General features: G+C 59.2%; 16 protein-coding genes and 1 riboswitch. Of the genes, 6 read left to right on the forward strand and 10 right to left on the reverse strand.

What is annotated here, in order from left to right:
* Window positions 1-55 precede the first annotated feature (55 nt).
* The gene (locus tag BM279_RS11360; protein WP_093503796.1) at window positions 56-790 is read left to right on the forward strand and encodes a TraX family protein; all 735 of its coding nucleotides are present in this window, start codon (window positions 56-58) and stop codon (window positions 788-790) included.
* A 321-nt stretch (window positions 791-1,111) separates the two neighbouring features.
* Here BM279_RS11360 and trfA read toward each other — a convergent pair whose 3' ends face one another.
* The 5 genes from trfA to BM279_RS11385 form a co-directional block, all read right to left on the reverse strand.
* Complete coding sequence (gene trfA, locus BM279_RS11365) at window positions 1,112-2,023, reverse strand: plasmid replication initiator TrfA (protein ID WP_167363132.1); 912 nt, start codon at window positions 2,021-2,023, stop codon at window positions 1,112-1,114.
* Window positions 2,016-2,312, reverse strand: a complete 297-nt coding sequence (locus BM279_RS23755; RefSeq protein ID WP_093503801.1) for a helix-turn-helix transcriptional regulator — start codon at window positions 2,310-2,312, stop codon at window positions 2,016-2,018. Before BM279_RS23755 ends, trfA begins: the two co-directional genes overlap by 8 nt.
* A 794-nt stretch (window positions 2,313-3,106) precedes the next feature.
* Window positions 3,107-4,474, reverse strand: a complete 1,368-nt coding sequence (locus BM279_RS11375; protein ID WP_093503803.1) for a DUF1329 domain-containing protein — start codon at window positions 4,472-4,474, stop codon at window positions 3,107-3,109.
* A 28-nt stretch (window positions 4,475-4,502) separates the two neighbouring features.
* Window positions 4,503-6,413 (reverse strand): DUF1302 domain-containing protein, encoded by a 1,911-nt coding sequence (locus BM279_RS11380; protein WP_093503805.1) that lies wholly within the window; start codon window positions 6,411-6,413, stop codon window positions 4,503-4,505.
* Window positions 6,414-6,625: 212 nt separating this feature from the next.
* Entirely contained in the window at window positions 6,626-8,305 is a 1,680-nt protein-coding gene (locus tag BM279_RS11385) for a fatty acid--CoA ligase (RefSeq protein ID WP_093503807.1), read from the reverse strand.
* Between the two features lie 179 nt (window positions 8,306-8,484).
* On the opposite strand from BM279_RS11385, the gene BM279_RS11390 reads away from it, so the two are divergent.
* Complete coding sequence (locus BM279_RS11390) at window positions 8,485-9,660, forward strand: acetyl-CoA C-acyltransferase (protein ID WP_093503809.1); 1,176 nt, start codon at window positions 8,485-8,487, stop codon at window positions 9,658-9,660.
* Window positions 9,661-9,689: 29 nt separating this feature from the next.
* Here the strand turns inward: BM279_RS11390 and BM279_RS11395 are convergent, their stop codons facing one another.
* Window positions 9,690-10,319: a LysE family transporter gene (locus BM279_RS11395; protein WP_093503811.1), complete on the reverse strand. Its 630-nt coding sequence runs from the start codon at window positions 10,317-10,319 to the stop codon at window positions 9,690-9,692.
* A 106-nt stretch (window positions 10,320-10,425) separates the two neighbouring features.
* Here BM279_RS11395 and BM279_RS11400 point away from each other — a divergent pair, with 106 nt between their 5' ends.
* From BM279_RS11400 to BM279_RS11410, 3 genes are all read left to right on the forward strand, one after another.
* Complete coding sequence (locus BM279_RS11400) at window positions 10,426-11,391, forward strand: 2-hydroxyacid dehydrogenase (RefSeq protein ID WP_093503813.1); 966 nt, start codon at window positions 10,426-10,428, stop codon at window positions 11,389-11,391.
* A 72-nt stretch (window positions 11,392-11,463) separates the two neighbouring features.
* Window positions 11,464-12,462, forward strand: a complete 999-nt coding sequence (locus tag BM279_RS11405; protein WP_093503815.1) for a methyltransferase — start codon at window positions 11,464-11,466, stop codon at window positions 12,460-12,462.
* A 61-nt stretch (window positions 12,463-12,523) separates the two neighbouring features.
* Window positions 12,524-12,668: riboswitch (yybP-ykoY riboswitch) on the forward strand.
* 90 nt (window positions 12,669-12,758) lie between these two features.
* Window positions 12,759-13,346 (forward strand): TMEM165/GDT1 family protein, encoded by a 588-nt coding sequence (locus tag BM279_RS11410; RefSeq protein ID WP_093504271.1) that lies wholly within the window; start codon window positions 12,759-12,761, stop codon window positions 13,344-13,346.
* 91 nt (window positions 13,347-13,437) lie between these two features.
* Here the strand turns inward: BM279_RS11410 and BM279_RS11415 are convergent, their stop codons facing one another.
* The 4 genes from BM279_RS11415 to BM279_RS11430 form a co-directional block, all read right to left on the reverse strand.
* Complete coding sequence (locus BM279_RS11415; protein WP_093503817.1) at window positions 13,438-14,256, reverse strand: M48 family metallopeptidase; 819 nt, start codon at window positions 14,254-14,256, stop codon at window positions 13,438-13,440.
* A gap of 67 nt (window positions 14,257-14,323) precedes the next feature.
* Entirely contained in the window at window positions 14,324-14,941 is a 618-nt protein-coding gene (locus tag BM279_RS11420; protein ID WP_093503819.1) for an SOS response-associated peptidase, read from the reverse strand.
* A gap of 33 nt (window positions 14,942-14,974) precedes the next feature.
* The gene (locus BM279_RS11425; RefSeq protein WP_013792478.1) at window positions 14,975-15,235 is read right to left on the reverse strand and encodes a putative signal transducing protein; all 261 of its coding nucleotides are present in this window, start codon (window positions 15,233-15,235) and stop codon (window positions 14,975-14,977) included.
* Window positions 15,235-15,417 (reverse strand): CPXCG motif-containing cysteine-rich protein, encoded by a 183-nt coding sequence (locus BM279_RS11430; RefSeq protein WP_093504273.1) that lies wholly within the window; start codon window positions 15,415-15,417, stop codon window positions 15,235-15,237. The genes BM279_RS11425 and BM279_RS11430 overlap by 1 nt, the downstream gene beginning before the upstream one ends.
* 145 nt (window positions 15,418-15,562) lie before the next feature.
* Between BM279_RS11430 and BM279_RS11435 the strand changes: the two genes are divergently transcribed.
* Window positions 15,563-16,726, forward strand: coding sequence for a 1-acyl-sn-glycerol-3-phosphate acyltransferase (locus tag BM279_RS11435; protein ID WP_093503821.1), 1,164 nt, complete (start codon window positions 15,563-15,565; stop codon window positions 16,724-16,726).
* Window positions 16,727-16,780 lie beyond the last annotated feature (54 nt).

Raw genomic sequence — 16,780 nt, forward strand, 5'->3', positions numbered from 1 at the left:
AAAAAAGTACCATTTAATTAACCTTTGAAACGCCAGACTTCGTAGAGTTTATCTAATGAAAAATTTCGAAAGAGATAACTCTCTTGATCTACTCAAGTGGATCGCATTGATCACCATGATCATCGATCACTCCTGGTACATCCTGCCTGTTGAGTTACAAGAGACATTCCGCTGGATGCGCACCATCGGACGCCTCGCGTTCCCTCTCTTCTGCCTCGCAATCGCGGCGAATGTTTATCGGCAGCCGACAGGATACTCAGGCGGGTTGAAATATCTCGGCGGAATTCTTTTATTTGCACTGATTAGCCAGCAACCTTATTCGAGATTTTTCGAGAGCAATTATTTAAATATCCTCTTCACCTTGGGCCTTGGTCTTGTCATCACTCAGGCGATACATCACCGAACGCCCTCACTGATCACTGCAGGGGTCGTAGCCTTGGCCGTCGCCGCAGCTTATCGACCGATTCTGAGCTACGGCCTTGCTGGCGTACTTCTGCCAGCCGTTCTGCTGGCCGCTCTCCAGGCGCGCGTCATTGAAACCAAGATCGTCACCTGGTCGACTGCAGCTCTGATCGCGGTTCTCGCGAACACCGGCGCCGGAATCATGCTACTGCCCGATCTGCCCGCCAGGGCGCTGGCCAGTATCTCTGCAGCCGCCCTGGCGCCGCTGCTCGGCCTGGCACTACTGCAATTCCGCGTGCGGTCGATCAGGCCGGTCAGCACCTGGATGTACCCGCTTTATCCGATTCATATGCTGCTGTTCAGCTCCCTGTCGCTCACCTGGATCTGAAGCGGCGAAGCCGCCACACAGCTCCCAACCACTCCCTTTCCCTTCTGGGGCTCTAAAGCGCCGTAAGGCGCTTAGTTGGGCAGGTATATCTGAATCCAACCTGTGCGCAGTAACCCCGACGCCGAAAATCCTGAATCTCTGATGTTAAATACAATTTTAAAAACATGTTAGGGGCCCTACCTCATCGCTGGAGCCCGCGTGAAGACTGGTCTTCATCGTGTGTGTGTGCGCAGTAACCCCGATGATCCGCGCAGTAACCCCGAAGCAACGCGCAGCTACCCCGATGAGAGCTGCGCAGCTACCCCGACGCCTGTGGATAACTCATAGCCTCCTGCTTCTGACGTGAGGTATACGCGTCCATCGAACGATATCGCCTCCGATTGACCAATCTCTGATAACTCCCTCATTTTCTAATTCGCTAAGCGCACTCGGTAATGCCCGGCAATTGAAGTCACGTGCGCGTCCTCGCGAACCGCTCCACACTCTGAGTTTGTCACAACCTATTCCGTGCCCCCCAACTTTATGTCCCGCAATATAATTTTGGAGATATTTTGCCAGAGGGCTTTTTAATCTCATCCGAACATCCATATCAATGAAAGCGAGATACTCATTTGCAAATATCGAAACGATCTCCGCATCCATCTCTATGGAGTACTGCCCACTCACGCCCCATCTTAATTTATCTATCAACCTAAAGCTTTCACCCCCCATTTGGCCTTGAACAAATATGGTGGCACTTGTAAGTCGCTCCATTGACTCATGAAGACGTCGATAACTCTCTGAAGAAAGATCGCTCCCACGACCAATTGCACGCAAGAATGATGATCGCTCGAAATATACCCTTTCGCCTGGGAAAGCACCTTGGGCCAACTGAATTGTATGCAAAAAAACATCATTGTCATACATATCTAACTCCTCGCCTGACATTCTTACTAAGCAATCAGACCGCCCCTCAAGAACTTGATTCTTTAAAGTTCTCCGCTCTCCTTTCTTGAGATTTGAAAACAAACTAGTCCTAGTCCACTGCGTCGGCATCGCTGATGCCATGACAGGTAGAAAGGGAAATTGATATTGAGAAGGCGCGGCCTCGCTGGTTTGGCGTCCAACTTCGGCTTGCATGGCATTTTTAGAATTTTCTCGTTCAGCAGCTTCTTGCAATCGCCTATGCAAAACTGCATGAACTCTTGAAGAGGTGCCGTGCGCAGCGTCTTCCCCCTGCCAAGGCTCATGCATACTGAGCCCCCCGATCCGCCAGCCTATTGCGAGCCAGCGTTTCGGACTTCCGCGGTCGCCCCGGCTTCCGCTTTTCGGGACTAAGAACAGGGTCATTGAGCCGGACGACGTGTTGCTGAAGCCATCGATCAACATCCTCTCGACGCCACAGCAGCCGGCCCGCCCCAGGAATGCGGCAGACAGGAGGTAACTTGTAGGGGTGCTTTGAGTGCTGATTTTTGATGGTGCCGGCCGACCGGCCTAAGATTTTGGCGAGATCATCGACTGTGAGAAGTTTTTCGAGAGACATAACTCATCCTCCCCCGATCCATGCATTGCAGGATCAGGTTTGGATGGGTGCGCGGCAGCGCCGGCGATTGCCAATTAGAACTGCTGGTTCAGCTCTAGAATGGGAACCGTGCCCGACGCGGGGTTTTGCCCTCAGCTGCTCCCGCTCTCCTCCGTGTCTCACTAATTGGGTTCCGGCCCCATCAAAGCCGGTAGCTCGACATCATCAGGCGATAGCCTCGTTCGAGGCATCCTTTCTTCCGTAGCAGGTACTTCCGCTTTTCCCCACTACAGTGCTGAACCGAGGAACCCTGCTAACTCGTTTAGCTACACCAGCCACTACCAGGTGGCAGATGCCGAGCCAGGGCATTTTTCGTACCTCGCCAGCGCGATCTAGGACAGAGTAATCATCGGCGGTAATTCTCGCAACCGTCGCGGCACAATCTTGTCACACTGAGCGTGTGATTTCAGATGACTCATCGTGAACATGGATTATTGGTTAACAGCCTTAGATCCTTGATTTACGAGGCTTAGACACCTGAAAGCCAGGTCTCACATCGCTCGTAAAATTGCCTTTATTTGCAGTTGCACTGCAAAGGCCCGACAGGAAAGGTTTCGCGGATCAGGGCAGGTGAGGTGAGTTGCATAAGGGTTTCCTGTAACGCGGATGGCAGGCGATAGCCGATTGTAACCGTCGCGCGCTGGAACGGCAGGTCACCTATCGCCGTCAGCTACCTAGCACCCTAGCCTCAAAAGCCAGTCGAACAGGCAACAAAAAGCCGGCCCGAGGGCCGGCTTTCTGGTTTCAAGCAGCGATCAACGCACGCCGGACTGACGCAATGCTGCCGGAGTGTAGTCGCTCTCCTTGGCAGGATAATCGAACTCGTAGGCCTGCTTCTCCTCGTTCTTCAGGCCCAGGGCCAGATAGCGACCGGAGAGCAGATCGTGGATCACCTCGACGGCATACCACGGCACCTGCTTGTCGTAGTAGTACTGTGCGTGGGCTTCCGCCACGCGCCACAGAGTACCGCGACCGTCGTAGTGGTCGATGGCAGCGGCCTGCCAGGTATCCTCGTCGATGTAGAAGTCACGCTTGGCATAGATGTGGCGCTCGCCCTGCTTGAGGGTGGCGGTCACGTGCCAGACGCGGTGCAGCTCGTAGCGGGTCAGATCCGGGTTCAGATGGCCTGGTTTGACGATGTCGGTGTACTTGAGCTTCGGCGAATCGAGACGGTAGCTGTTGTAGGGAATGTAGATTTCCTTCTTGCCCAGCAACTGCCAGTCGTAACGATCAGGCGAGCCGTTGTACATATCCAGGTTATCGGAGGTACGCAGGCCATCGGCCGCAGTGCCCGGACCGTCGTAGGACACCTGAGGCGCACGACGCACGCGGCGCTGACCGGCGTTGTAGAGCCACGCCATGCGCGGCTCCTTCACTTGGTCGATGGTCTCGTGCACCAGCAGTACGTTACCCGCCAGACGCGACGGTGCGGTTACCCGCTGCTTGAAGTAGAACAGGATGTTGCTCGGCTGACTGGTATCGACGCCTTTCATCATGCTGCGGAAGGCGAACTCTTCTTCCAGGCTGACCGGGCTGAACGAGCCATTGGCCTGCGGCGTCACCTGCACCACATGACGACGTACGCTGGCACCACGGTAGCGAGTGATGTGGTTCCAGATCGCTTCCAGGCCGTCCTTCGGAATCGGGAACGGGTTAGCGAACTTGAAGTTCTCCAGCCCTTCGCCCCCCTGGATCAGCTTGGTATTGGTGGCATTTTCCTTGGTCGCCGCGACGATGCTGTCCGGCACGTTCGCCGTACGGTGCGTGGTGTAGACCGGCATCCGGTAGGTTTCCGGATAGCGCTTGAACATCGCGTACTGGCCAGGCGTCAGCTTGTCCTTGTATTGCTCGACGTTCTGCGCGGTGATGGTGAACAGCGGCTTTTCGCTTGGGAACGGATCGGCCAGAAAGCCAGCCGAATCCACCGCACCGGCATTGACCGGCAGCCCGCCGGTCCAGGCCGGGATGCTGCCATCGGCATTGCCTGCCTTTTCCGCACCAACCGGCGTCAGGGTGTTACCCAGCTTGGCCGCCTCATCCGCAGACACTGCCGCCATCACACCAGTGGCCAGCAGCGACAGGGTCAGAGCGCCAGTTTGCAACAGCCTTTTTGTTGTTTTCATAAATACGTTTTCCTATGAATACGGGCGCTTAGAAGTTCATACCGAAGCTGAGGGCCAGGAAGTCACGATCGACAAGGGTGTTGTATTTGCCGCCGAAGAAGTCGGTGTAGGCGAGGCTGGCGGTGTAGGTGTTCTGATACTCAGCATCCAGACCCAGACTCACAGCTTTTGCACCTTCAGTGAACAAGCCATTGGGGCCATAGCCATTCACATCATGAGACCAGGCGACGTTGGGTTTAAGGTTCACGCCTGCAAATACATCTGGGTACTCCCAAATTGCACGTGCGCGATACCCCCACGAGGTACTGGTTACGAAGCCGTCGTTCTCACAATACCGGGAAACGTTTTTCCTTGACGCCCCACCGAGCGTAGAACCGTTTAGCGTTTCACATGTATTGACGACTGTCCCGGGTGCAACTTGTGTGGGCGGTAACGGCCCTGGGCCGAAAACGGGATCACGGCCGTAACGAGCCTCGGATGTACTTTCCAACCCGCCTACATGCACAACACCTATTTCTCCAACAACTGTAAAGCGGCTAGCCCCCATTACCTGATCAAAGAAATGCGTAAAAGTTGTCTGAAACTGAGTAACTTCCTTGCGCCGATAACCATGTAAATCCTGCCCAGCAGCACCATCCAACACAGATGCATTACCGAATAGCCCGCCCAGAGACCCAACACCGGCAAAGAGAATATCTGTAGTATTCAGCTGAACAGGAGCATTGGGACGATAGCTGACTTCACCACTCCACGCCGTACCAGTGGGCAATGTGGTAGAGAAGCTTAGACCGTAGAGCTGTATATTTTCGGGGTATTCAATAAAGTAACGAGAGGACCCAGCCACCGCTAAAGGCCTTAAGTTTGCCGGGTTATTAGCACCTAAAGCAGGAACGTTTGGTAACCCCGCATTAATCGCATTTAGTTGCGCTTGGGTAGCGCTAGTACCGCTAAACACTGGGTTGCGACTATGATAATTCATAAAATAAGCACCGAACTCAGTATCAAGGGGTGCAAAGTAATACCTGAAAGCCGTTCCCCATTGCCCACTATCAGACGGATCCCTGTCACCCCCTCGCCGAACCAAAACCCCCTCTTCATTGGCATTTACACCGAAATTCCCTAACGCTCCCAAGGCAGCGGTACTTAAGGAAGAAGCAGGACGAAGAACCCTCAAATTGTCATCGCATCCATCGGCTACGATATCTGCCTGAGAAAAGAACGTGCCGCAGTTCTCGACAACTGTTTGATCCCACTCGAGTTGATAAAAAAACTCAGCAGATAAGTTTTCCGTCAACCCCTGAGAAACATAGAACATGTTAACCGGGATCAGAGCTTCTTTAATCTCAGACCCTGGGCGACGAAAAGCGGCGACATCAACAGGGTTTATAGAATTGATACTATTCTGTAGGAAAGTACTCTCTCCCCAACTGACAACTTGCTTGCCAAGACGAACAGAGCCTGGCTGATCCGCAATCGAATAGTTATGGTAGACAAAGGCGTCAAGCAGCTGCGCACCGGACGATTTCGCACCCTCTTTCCGATTAGAATCGCTGATATCCTTAAACTCGCGCCCTTCATCTTTCAGCTCGAAGTCATACCAGTATTTACCTCGAACAAAAACACCGGTATCTCCGTACTTTAACTCCAGATCATGGATGCCTTTAAAAATCTTCGAGAACGTTTCACCACGCTTGAAATTGAGATGCCCATCATCAGACGTCTGCGACAGTCCACGCCCCCCATTATTTGAGCCAATCAAATCTTTGTTCGGCGAAGCCATCGACCAACTAGCCCCCACCGACAACGACGAGTCGAACTGACCTTCGATTTCCCCAATATTGAAGTTCACCGCGAATGCCGGGCTGGCAAGAGTTGATGCGAGGCTGACGGCCAGCGGCAGTTTTGCCAGACGCCAGAACGGCCTTGTTGTGTTGGTCATCGACGCTACTCCATTTGTTTTTGTTATGGCTGATTGACTAAATCCAGCGAGCCTTCCCACGAGTGGCTTGCAGTGCCCGAGACACTCTGGCTCGCCGGTTTAGAGGGATCAGTCCCATCCGTGACAAGCCAAGGATGGTCCGAATCCAGCAATTAGCAAGCCAAACGTTTGTTTGACTGACCAGTCACTTTTTTGGCGTTGAAATTCGTGCCTTACAGGGACGATAAAAACTCGCTTCCGGCCTCCTGCCACTGCGCCAGATCAACGCGGATACGCTTTTTGTCCAGCTTGCCCACACTGGTCTTGGGAATTTCGGTAACAAGGGCTATCTGTGAGGGAATGGCCCACTTGTTGATGACGCCCCGCTCGACGAATGGCTTGAGATGCTCCTTGAGCAGGCCTGCGTTCAGCGACTGGCCTTCCTTCGCGACAATCAGGGCGAACGGACGCTCGCCCCACTGCGAGTCGACCACGCCCACGACAGCCACTTCCTTGACCGCAGGCTGACGGCTGATCAGGTCTTCCAGCTCCAGCGAGGAAATCCATTCGCCGCCAGTCTTGATCACATCCTTGAGGCGGTCGCGAATGTCGATAACGCCCATTTCGTCCAGGGTTGCCACGTCGCCGGTGTGCAACCAGCCGTGGGTCCACAACTCCTGTCCCTTCTCCGGCTCGCGGAAGTAACCCTGAGTCAGCCAGGGTGCGCGCAGCACCAGCTCGCCCTGGGTCTCACCATCAGCAGGAAGGCGATTGCCCTCGCTGTCCATGATCGCCGCCTCGACCAGCGGCACGGGAACTCCAGCCTTGATGCGATAGGTCGTAGATTGCTCCTCGCCCACCGCGAGCAATTCTTCGTTGAGGTAGCCACATGAAATCAACGGGCAGGTCTCGGACATCCCATAAGCGGCCGTCAGCTGGATGCCGCAGGCCTTGGCGGCTTCGTACAGCGCGCGATTAAGCGCGCTGCCGCCGATGATCACTTTCATGCCCTTGAAGTCATGGCCTTGAGCGCCAGGCGCCGCCAGTACCATCTGCAGGATGGTCGGTACGCAATGAGAGAAGGTCACCTGCTCTTGCTTGATCAATTTGCAGAGCATCTCCGGCTCGTAACGCCCCGGATAGACCTGTTTCACACCCAGCATCGTCGCCACGTAGGGCGCACCCCAGGCATGTACGTGGAACATGGGTGTAATGGGCATGTACACATCGTCGCTGCCCATCAGGCGGATGCTGTCCAGGCTGCCCAGGGTGGTGGCCATCGACAGGGTATGCAGCACCAGCTGGCGATGGGTGAAGTACACGCCCTTCGGGTTGCCGGTGGTGCCGGTGGTGTAGAACGTGGTGGCGACGGAGTTCTCGTCGAAATCGGCGAATGCGTAGCTAGGCTCGGCTGCCGCCAACAGGCTCTCGTATTCACCGACCGAACCGGGAAGCTCGACGGCGGCGGCGTTGTCGGTCAGCAGCATGGTGCCGATCACCGTGGTGAGCTGCCCGACGATGCCTTGGTACAACGCCGCGAAATCGCTGTTGACCAGCACGAAGCGGTCCTCGGCGTGATTCATGGTGTAGAGAATCTGCTCGGGCGACAGGCGAATGTTGATGGTGTGCAACACCGCCCCCAGCATCGGTACCGCGAACATGCATTCCAGATAGCGGTGGCTGTCCCAGTCCATCACCGCCACGGTATCACCGGCCTTTACGCCAGCCTCGGTAAGCACATTGGCGAGGCGTGCCACCCGCTCATTGAAGGTCGCGTAGTTGTAACGCAAGGTGTCGCGATAGACGATTTCCCGATTTTTTTCGTAGCGGCTGCCGGAAAGCAGCAGGCTCTTGATCAACAGCGGGTATGGGTGGGCATTTGCGGCGGGGGGAATGATGCGGGTCTGCAACATGGGCTCACCTGTTCTGGACTATTGTTGAAAGCGTCGAAATTGAAGCGAAACCTGATCGTTAACGGGCATTGCCTAAAAGTAGCCTGCGCCAGCGCCTGCTCAATCAGCCGAAAGGAGGATTGTGGCCCAAGCTGAGCACAAGCCGGTTTCGCCCCTTCACTGCGAATTGAGGTGGATTCATGTCGGATATTGTTATCGTCAGCGGCGCTCGCACGCCGATGGGTGGTTTTCAGGGTAGCCTGTCTTCGCTAAGCACAACGGATCTTGGTGCCGCGGCGATTCGCGCCGCCATCGCTCGGGCGGGCGTAGCAGCAAGCGACGTACAGGAAGTGATCATGGGCTGCGTGCTGCCCGCCGGCCTCAAGCAGGGCCCGGCGCGTCAGGCATCGCTGGCCGCCGGCCTGCCGAGCGCCACCGGTTGCACCACCATTAACAAGCTCTGCGGCTCGGGCATGAAGGCGGTGATGCTCGCCCACGACCTGATCAAGGCCGGCAGCGCCGAGGTGATGATCGCTGGCGGAATGGAGAGCATGTCCAACGCGCCCTATCTGCTGCCCAAGGCACGCGGCGGCCTGCGTATGGGCCATGGCGAAGTGAAGGATCACATGTTCTTCGATGGCCTGGAGGATGCCCGCACTGGGCGCCTTATGGGCTCCTTCGCCCAGGAAACCGCGGACCGCTACGGCATCACCCGCGAAGCGATGGACGCCTACGCCATCGAATCGCTGCGACGCGCGCAGCAGGCTATGCAGTCCGGTGCACTGGTCGATGAGATCGTGCCGGTGACGGTGGCGAGCCGTAAGGGCGATATCGAAGTGAGCGAAGACGAACAGCCGCTGAACGCCAGGATAGACAAGATCACCAGCCTGAAACCGGCCTTCAGCAAGGACGGCAGCATCACTGCCGCCAATGCCAGTTCGATTTCCGATGGGGCCAGCGCGCTGCTGCTGATGAGCGCCGAGCAGGCCCAGGCCCGCGGCCTGAAACCGCTGGCACGCATCGTTGCCCACGCCACCCAGAGTCAGGACCCCAGCGAATTCACCATCGCGCCCATCGGCGCTATCAGCAAGGTGCAGCACAAGGCCGGCTGGCAGAAGAACGAGGTGGATCTATTTGAAATCAACGAGGCCTTCGCCATGGTCACCATGTTGGCCATGCAGGAGCATGACCTCGCTCACGCCAAGGTGAATATCTACGGTGGCGCCTGCGCGCAGGGGCATCCGGTCGGCTCGACCGGCTCGCGGATCATCGTCACGCTGATCAACGCCCTGCGCCAGACCGGCGGCAAGCGCGGCATCGCCTCGCTGTGCATCGGCGGCGGCGAAGCAACAGCGGTCGCGGTTGAGGTGTTGTAAGAGACCAGTCAGGGGCGCGCTCGCGCCCCTTATTTCAGCTCGGTAAACGCCAGCTTGATCCCCAGACCAACCAGTACCGCGCCCATCAGACGATCGAACCAGTGGCCCAAGCGCGCGAAGCCGTCGCGCACACGCTGCTGGCTGAACAGCATTGCCACCAGGCAGAACCACAAGGCCGTCGCCACGGCCAGATAAACGCCGTAGCCGCCCTGCACGAGCAACGGGGTGTGGGGGTTGATCACCACGGTAAACAACGACAGGAAGAACAGCGTCGCTTTGGGGTTAAGGCCGTTGGTCACGAAGCCGGTAACGAAGGCGCCGCGTGGCGTTCTCGCTGGAGCGGCGGCTTGTTCCTGAACCGCGCCGGGCGCTGCCGGCTGCGCCCGCAGTGCCTTGAAGCCGATATACAGCAGGTAGGCGGCGGCCAGCCACTTCAGCGCGTTGAACAGCACGATCGACTGGGACACGATCAGGCCGATGCCCAGTAGCGAATAGGCTACGTGCACAAAAATTCCGGTGCCCACGCCCAGCGCACAGAACACACCGGCACGGCGCCCATGGGCCACGCTCTCACGCACCACGATGGCGAAGTCCGGTCCCGGGCTGGCCAAGGCCAGCAGATGGATGAGGGCAACGGTAAAGAATTCCATCCAGTACACGGCGACTCCAGGATTGGCTAGTGGGTCCAAGGGCGCACTCTGCGGCAGAGCACTTCTGATAGGCTGCACTTTACTTCCCGACAGGACAGCCAGAAAGGTACAGCTGATGAGTAAAACAGGCCGCGCAGTGTTTCTCGATTATCGCTCCCTCGACCTCGGCGATCTGGACATGGCGCCGCTGCGCGAGCCCTTCGCCGAGCTGGTACTGCACGACCAAAGCAGCCCGGTGCAGATCATCGAGCGTCTGCAGGGCGCCCGCGTAGCGATCAGCAACAAGGCGGTGATCGATGCGGACGTGTTGGCAGGCTGCCCCGAGCTCGAACTGATCCTCGTTGCTGCCACCGGCACCAATAACATCGACCTCGCCGCCGCCCGGGCGCATGGCGTCACCGTGTGCAACTGCCAGGGTTACGGCACACCTTCGGTGGCCCAGCACACCCTGACACTCCTGCTCGCCCTGGCCACAAGTCTGCAAGACTATCAGCGTGATGTTCGCGCTGGCCGTTGGCAGCAGTCGCCCATGTTCTGCCTGCTCGACCACCCCATCGTCGAGCTCGAAGGCAAGACGCTGGGGCTGCTCGGTCATGGCGAGCTGGGCGGCGCAGTAGCCAGATTGGCCGAAGCGTTCGGCATGCGCGTGCTCTATGGCCAACTGCCGGGGCGCCCGCCCCGCGCTGATCGGCTCGCGCTGGACGAGTTGCTCACCCAGGCCGATGCCCTGACCCTGCACTGCCCGCTCACCGAACAGACCCGCAACCTGATTGGAGCCCGCGAGCTCGATCTGCTCAAGCCAGGCGCCTTCGTGATCAACACCGCCCGCGGCGGCCTGATCGACGAACAGGCTCTGGCCGACGCCCTACGAGCGGGAAAGCTGGGCGGTGCAGCCACCGACGTGCTGACCCAGGAACCACCCAGAGAAGGCAATCCATTGCTGGCCGACGACATTCCGCGACTGATAATCACCCCGCACAGCGCCTGGGGCGCTCGCGAGGCGCGCCAGCGGATCGTCGGCCAACTGGCGGAAAACGCCGCGGGATTTTTCGCAGGCCATGCCAAACGCCAAGTCAACTGATCCTTTGGTACCTCGGGCTTGCAGCTTAAGGTCCACGCCCCTACCCTTCGCGCTTTTGCCGGGGTATAGCTGATGGATCCGCGAAGTGAAGTGCTGCTGCGCCAGGCCGAACTATTCGCTGGCCCCGCCTTGCTCGCGGGCTTGCCGGCCGATGATCTGCTCGGGCAGCTACCACAGGCTGCAGGCTGGAGCTGGCATGCAGGCGATCACGCCCGACTGGAAGGGCGTTTTGCCGGGCGTAGCGCCTTTGGCGTCATGCCGCCGGCGGCCGCCTGCGAGACGGCCGTGCTGTTCCTGCCTAAGTCCCGCGAATTGACGGCCTATCTGCTCGACGCCCTGGCCTCCCGCCTGCCCGGCAAACCGCTGTATCTGGTGGGCGAGAAGCGCGCCGGCGTCGAACGTGCCGCCAAGCAGATGGCCGCCTACGGCAAGCCGCGCAAGCTCGACAGCGCACGCCACTGCCAGCTGTGGGAGGTGCGGGTTGATCTGGCTCCGGCCGAACCCGACCTGAACGCACTGGCTCAGCGCTACAGCCTGCCGCTGGCTGACGGCCCCCTCGAGATAGTCACCCTGCCCGGTGTATTCAGCCACGGCCGCCTGGATATCGGCAGCGCACTGCTGCTCGAATACCTGGATCAATTGCCAGATGGCCATCTGCTCGACTTCGGCTGCGGCGCAGGCGTGCTCGGTGCAGTGCTCAAGCGCCGCTATCCGCAAAGCCAAGTCACGATGCTGGACGTCGACGCCTTCGCCGTCGCCAGCAGCCGCCTGACCCTGGCCGCCAACGGGCTGCAGACCGAGGTGATCAGCGGCGATGGTATTGCCGCCGCGCCCTTCGAACTGAGCGCAATTCTGAGCAACCCGCCCTTCCATCAGGGCGTATATACTCATTACCAGGCCAGCGAAGACCTGATGCGCCAGGCCTCGCAGCATCTGCGCAAGGGCGGCCAGATCCGCCTGGTGGCCAACCGTTTTCTCAAGTACCCGCCGCTGATCGAACAGCATATCGGCCCCTGCCAGACCCTGGCCGATGCCGATGGCTTTCGTATCTACCAGGCGACCCGCCCGTAACGCAGGTCGCCTGCGGCAGAGCGGCGCAGGCCTTGCCCAACGTGAGGCGTTTGGGCAGAATGCGCGCGTCCTAGGGGAGTAGTCTCCCGCGAGCACCAGCTCGCCCGGCATGCATCAACATACTTGGTCCACAGACCATGGTGCGTGCGACCCAAGATCCGCCGAGATGGATCTGCGCCGTTCGGCTCGAACGCCGCACAGGGTTTGACAAGACCTATGACACGAACACCTTACCCGGGGCGGGGAGGCCGTCCGTGTCATAGCCGTGTCTACCCGCCCCTTTAGGAAGCCTGATGCTGGAATCCCTGTTCGTTCCCACTCTGATCGTTGCCCTGGCGGAAATCGGCGACAAGACGCAACTGCTCGCCCTGTTGCTGGCCGCACGCTTTCGCAGGCCCTGGCCAATCATCTGGGGCATGGTCGCCGCCACCCTTGCCAATCACCTGGCCGCCGGCGCGGTAGGCAACTGGGTCGCAGGTCTGCTCTCGCCCGCGCTGCTGAGCTGGATTCTGGCGGCGTCCTTTATCGCCGTGGCACTGTGGACACTGATCCCCGACAAGCTCGACGATGACGAAAGCTCCAGCCTAAAACGCTATGGGCCGTTCCTGACCACCCTGGTGGCCTTCTTCCTGGCGGAGATGGGTGACAAGACCCAGGTGGCGACAGTGATGCTCGCCGCCCAGTACCCACACTTCATCATGGTGGTGCTGGGGACTACGCTGGGCATGCTGATCGCCAACGTACCGGTGGTGCTGGCCGGCAACTTTGCGGCCGACCGCCTGCCGCTCACTCTGATTCGCCGGCTTGCCGCCCTCGCCTTCGCCGTACTGGCGATCTATGCGGCGTACCAGGCCATGCTGTTGAGTGGCTTTTTAAACGGCTGAACTCCCAGGGACAAAACCAACGCCGGCACAAGGTTTTGGCCTTGAAGCTGAGCCGCCACCAAGCAGACGGTGGCGGCTTTTCACATCGTGATCAGCCTTTCTTGGCCTGCTGATACAGTGGCATGACTTTCGGGATAGCCGCCTGCAGCGAGGCGATACGGCTCGACGAGGATGGGTGCGTGCTCATGAACTCTGGCGGCGCACCTTCGCTGGCCTTGGCCATCTTTTGCCACAGGCTGACCGCCGCATTGGGGTTGTAGCCTGCACGTGCAGCGAGTTCGAGGCCGATCAGGTCGGCTTCGTTCTCGTTGCCGCGGCTATTGGGTAGCGTCATGCCGTAATTCACTGCAGCATCGGCCAGTGCCATCTGGTCCGAGCTGACGCCCAGTAGCGCGGCAGCGCCCTGCTTCGCCAAGTTCACGCCATAGGCCTTGGACATCGCTTCGCGGCCGTGCTCACGCAGGGCATGGGCGATCTCATGGCCCATGACCGCGGCGATTTCGTCATCGGTAAGATTCAGCTTGTCGATGATGCCGGTGTAGAAAATGATCTTGCCGCCTGGGCCGCAGTTGGCGTTCAGCTCAGGGCTCTTGATCAGGTTGACCTCCCATTGCCACTGGGCCGCATCCGGACGGAACAGCGGCGCCTGCTTGATCAGGCGGTCGGCCACGCGCTGCAAGCGCTTGGCCTCGGCACTGTTCTTGTCCAGCGCGCCCTGGCTAGAGGCTTCCTTCAACGTTTGCTGATAGGACTGGGCATACATCTGGTTGACCTCATCGGTCGACAGCGCACTGAACATGTACTGCTTGCGCTCGACGCCGACCGAGCCACCGCTGGTGGTATTGACGGCTTGGCATCCTGCCAGCAGCAGAGCCGCGGTCAGCGTGGTGATGGACAACGACGGTTTCATGCTGGATCTCCCTGGTAACTAAGAAAGGTATGCTAGGGGCTGCCCGTATTTCAGTGCAAGCAAAGCCTCAGGCAGGCGTCAGGCACTCCGGCCCGTCGAGCTTCGGGTCATTGACCAGATTGCTCAACACGCGTTCGCGCAGCGCTATCGGCTTGGCGACGAGCAGCGCCTGCAATTCCTCAAGCGGCGTATCGGCGGCCAGCCAGCGCTGCCGTTGCTCGGTATCGAGAATCAAGGGGCGACGCAGCGTCGCGGCCGCCTGGGTGATCATGGCCGTGCTCAGGTACACGTGCCCTTCCACTGGATAAGCCTCCCACACCGCTGCGAAATACAGCAGCGAATCCTCACCGCTCAGCCAGTACGGGCGCTTGCGCGCCGCGCCGCGCCATTCGTAGAAACCGTTGGCAGGAATCAGGCCGCGGCGCAGACGAAACGCATCGCGAAACATCGGTTGCTCGCTCAGGGTTTCGGCGCGGGCGTGGGATGGCGTCTTCGACAGATCCTTGAGCCATGGGGGAGTCAGCCCCCAGCGCGCACGAACCAGAGCGGGCTGCTCATGTGCGCTGCGCAGCAGCAACACCTGGGAGCCAGGTGCCAGGTTCCAGTGTGGTAGCTGGTCAGCGGGAAAACCAGACTGCTCTGCGAAGGCGGGCGTCCAGCGAAACAGCGCGAAGCGTCCACTCATGAAAGGCTCATCGGGATGGGTGGCGCAAGCTGCTCAACACAGCAGTACGCCCTGAACAGAGTCCGGCTCGTCACCGGGTAGCGGTTGCGCGCCATTGTACTCGCCGATCAGCCAGCGGGCGCGCTCGGCGTCGGCGTCCTCGACCAGCATGCCGAGCAACCCGCAGGCTGGCAGCTCGCCCACGGCGCCAGCCAGATGGGCTCCGACCAGATGCGCCTGGATGCCCTCGCTGGCCAGCATGGCCTTGAGCAACTCGCCCTCCATCAGGTCCTGCGGCTCGTAAACGCGCTTCATCAGTCGTTCTCCCCACGCACATCCAGATTCCAGCTCTGGCCGTCGGTTTCGAGCAGGAAGACAATGGGCCGGCAACACACGGGGCAGTCCTCGATGTAATGCTGATCACCCGCCGACAAGTCCAGCACCGCTTCGACCAGTTCACCGCAATAGGGGCACTGGTAATCCTGGGTTTCCAACATGGGGCGCCTCCGGGTGACTTGCAGGTTATAATGCTCGATCACTTGCTGCTTCCGGGTTGCCGTCACGCCCTCATCAGGCGTCATCACGGCACGGGGCGCAGCGCTTTCAACTCTTCAATCGCAGCGATAATCACAAGAGATCATGATGGGCGAATTCGACAGCATCCGACCCTACGCCGACGCGGAAATTCCAGCGGTTCTGGCGCGCCTGTTGGCCGACGATGCGTTTCTCGACATCCTTACCCAGTTTCGTTTTCCGCGCCTGGCCGGCCCGTTTGGCTGGGCGCTCAAACCTCTTATAGCTCATCGGCTGCGTTCGCAGTTCCGCCATATCGATTCGGTTCGCGCGCTGCAGGAATCTATCGAGCCGTATATCGACCGCACCGTCGAGCACGCCACCGATGGCGTGACCTACTCGGGCGTGGAAACGCTGAAGGCCGGCAGCCCCTACCTGTTCCTCGCCAACCACCGCGACATCGTCATGGACCCGGCCTTCGTCAATTACGCCGTGTATCACGCCGGCCTACAGACGCCGCGCATCGCCATCGGCGACAACTTACTGCAGAAGCCTTTCGTCAGCGACCTGATGCGCCTGAACAAGAGCTTCATCGTGCACCGCTCGATCACCGGGCGTCGCGAAAAACTCGCGGCCTACCAGCTGCTGTCGGCCTACATCAGCCACTCGATCGGGCAGGATGGCGAATCGATCTGGATCGCCCAGGCAGAAGGCCGCGCCAAGGACGGTGATGACCGCACCGATTCGGCAATCCTCAAGATGTTTCACATGAGCCGCAAGGACGAGCCGTTCGCCGACGTCATCGCCAGCCTCAAACTGACCCCGGTGTCGATCAGCTACGAATACGATCCCTGTGACCAGGCCAAGGCGCGCGAGCTGTACACCCGCGCTACTACCGGCAGCTACACCAAGCAGCCGGGCGAGGATGACAAGAGCATCGGCCTGGGCATCACTGGCTACAAGGGCCGCGTGCATGTGCATTTCGGCGACCCGATCACCAGCGGCTTCGAGGATGCCAAGCAGCTGGCAGCGCTGACCGATGCGCAGATCCTCACCGGCTACCGGCTGTTCCCGGTGCACTACCTGGCCTACGCCATGTGGAGCGAGCGCGATCCGCAGCTTGAAGTGCCGGCAGCCGAATCGCTGTTCGGCGCAGACGAGCTGGCCGCCGCCAAGGAACAGTGGCAACAGCGCCTGAGCCGCTGCCCGAGCGAACAACAGCCTTACCTGATCCTGCAGTACGCGATGCCGGTGCGTAACCAATATCGCGTCAAGGCTGGTCTGCCGCTCTGATTCAGCTGCCCCGAAAAACGAAAAAGCCCCGACGAGTCGGGGCTTTTTTGCATC

This window comes from Phytopseudomonas straminea (genome assembly GCF_900112645.1).
GTDB classification, from domain to species: domain Bacteria; phylum Pseudomonadota; class Gammaproteobacteria; order Pseudomonadales; family Pseudomonadaceae; genus Aquipseudomonas; species Aquipseudomonas straminea.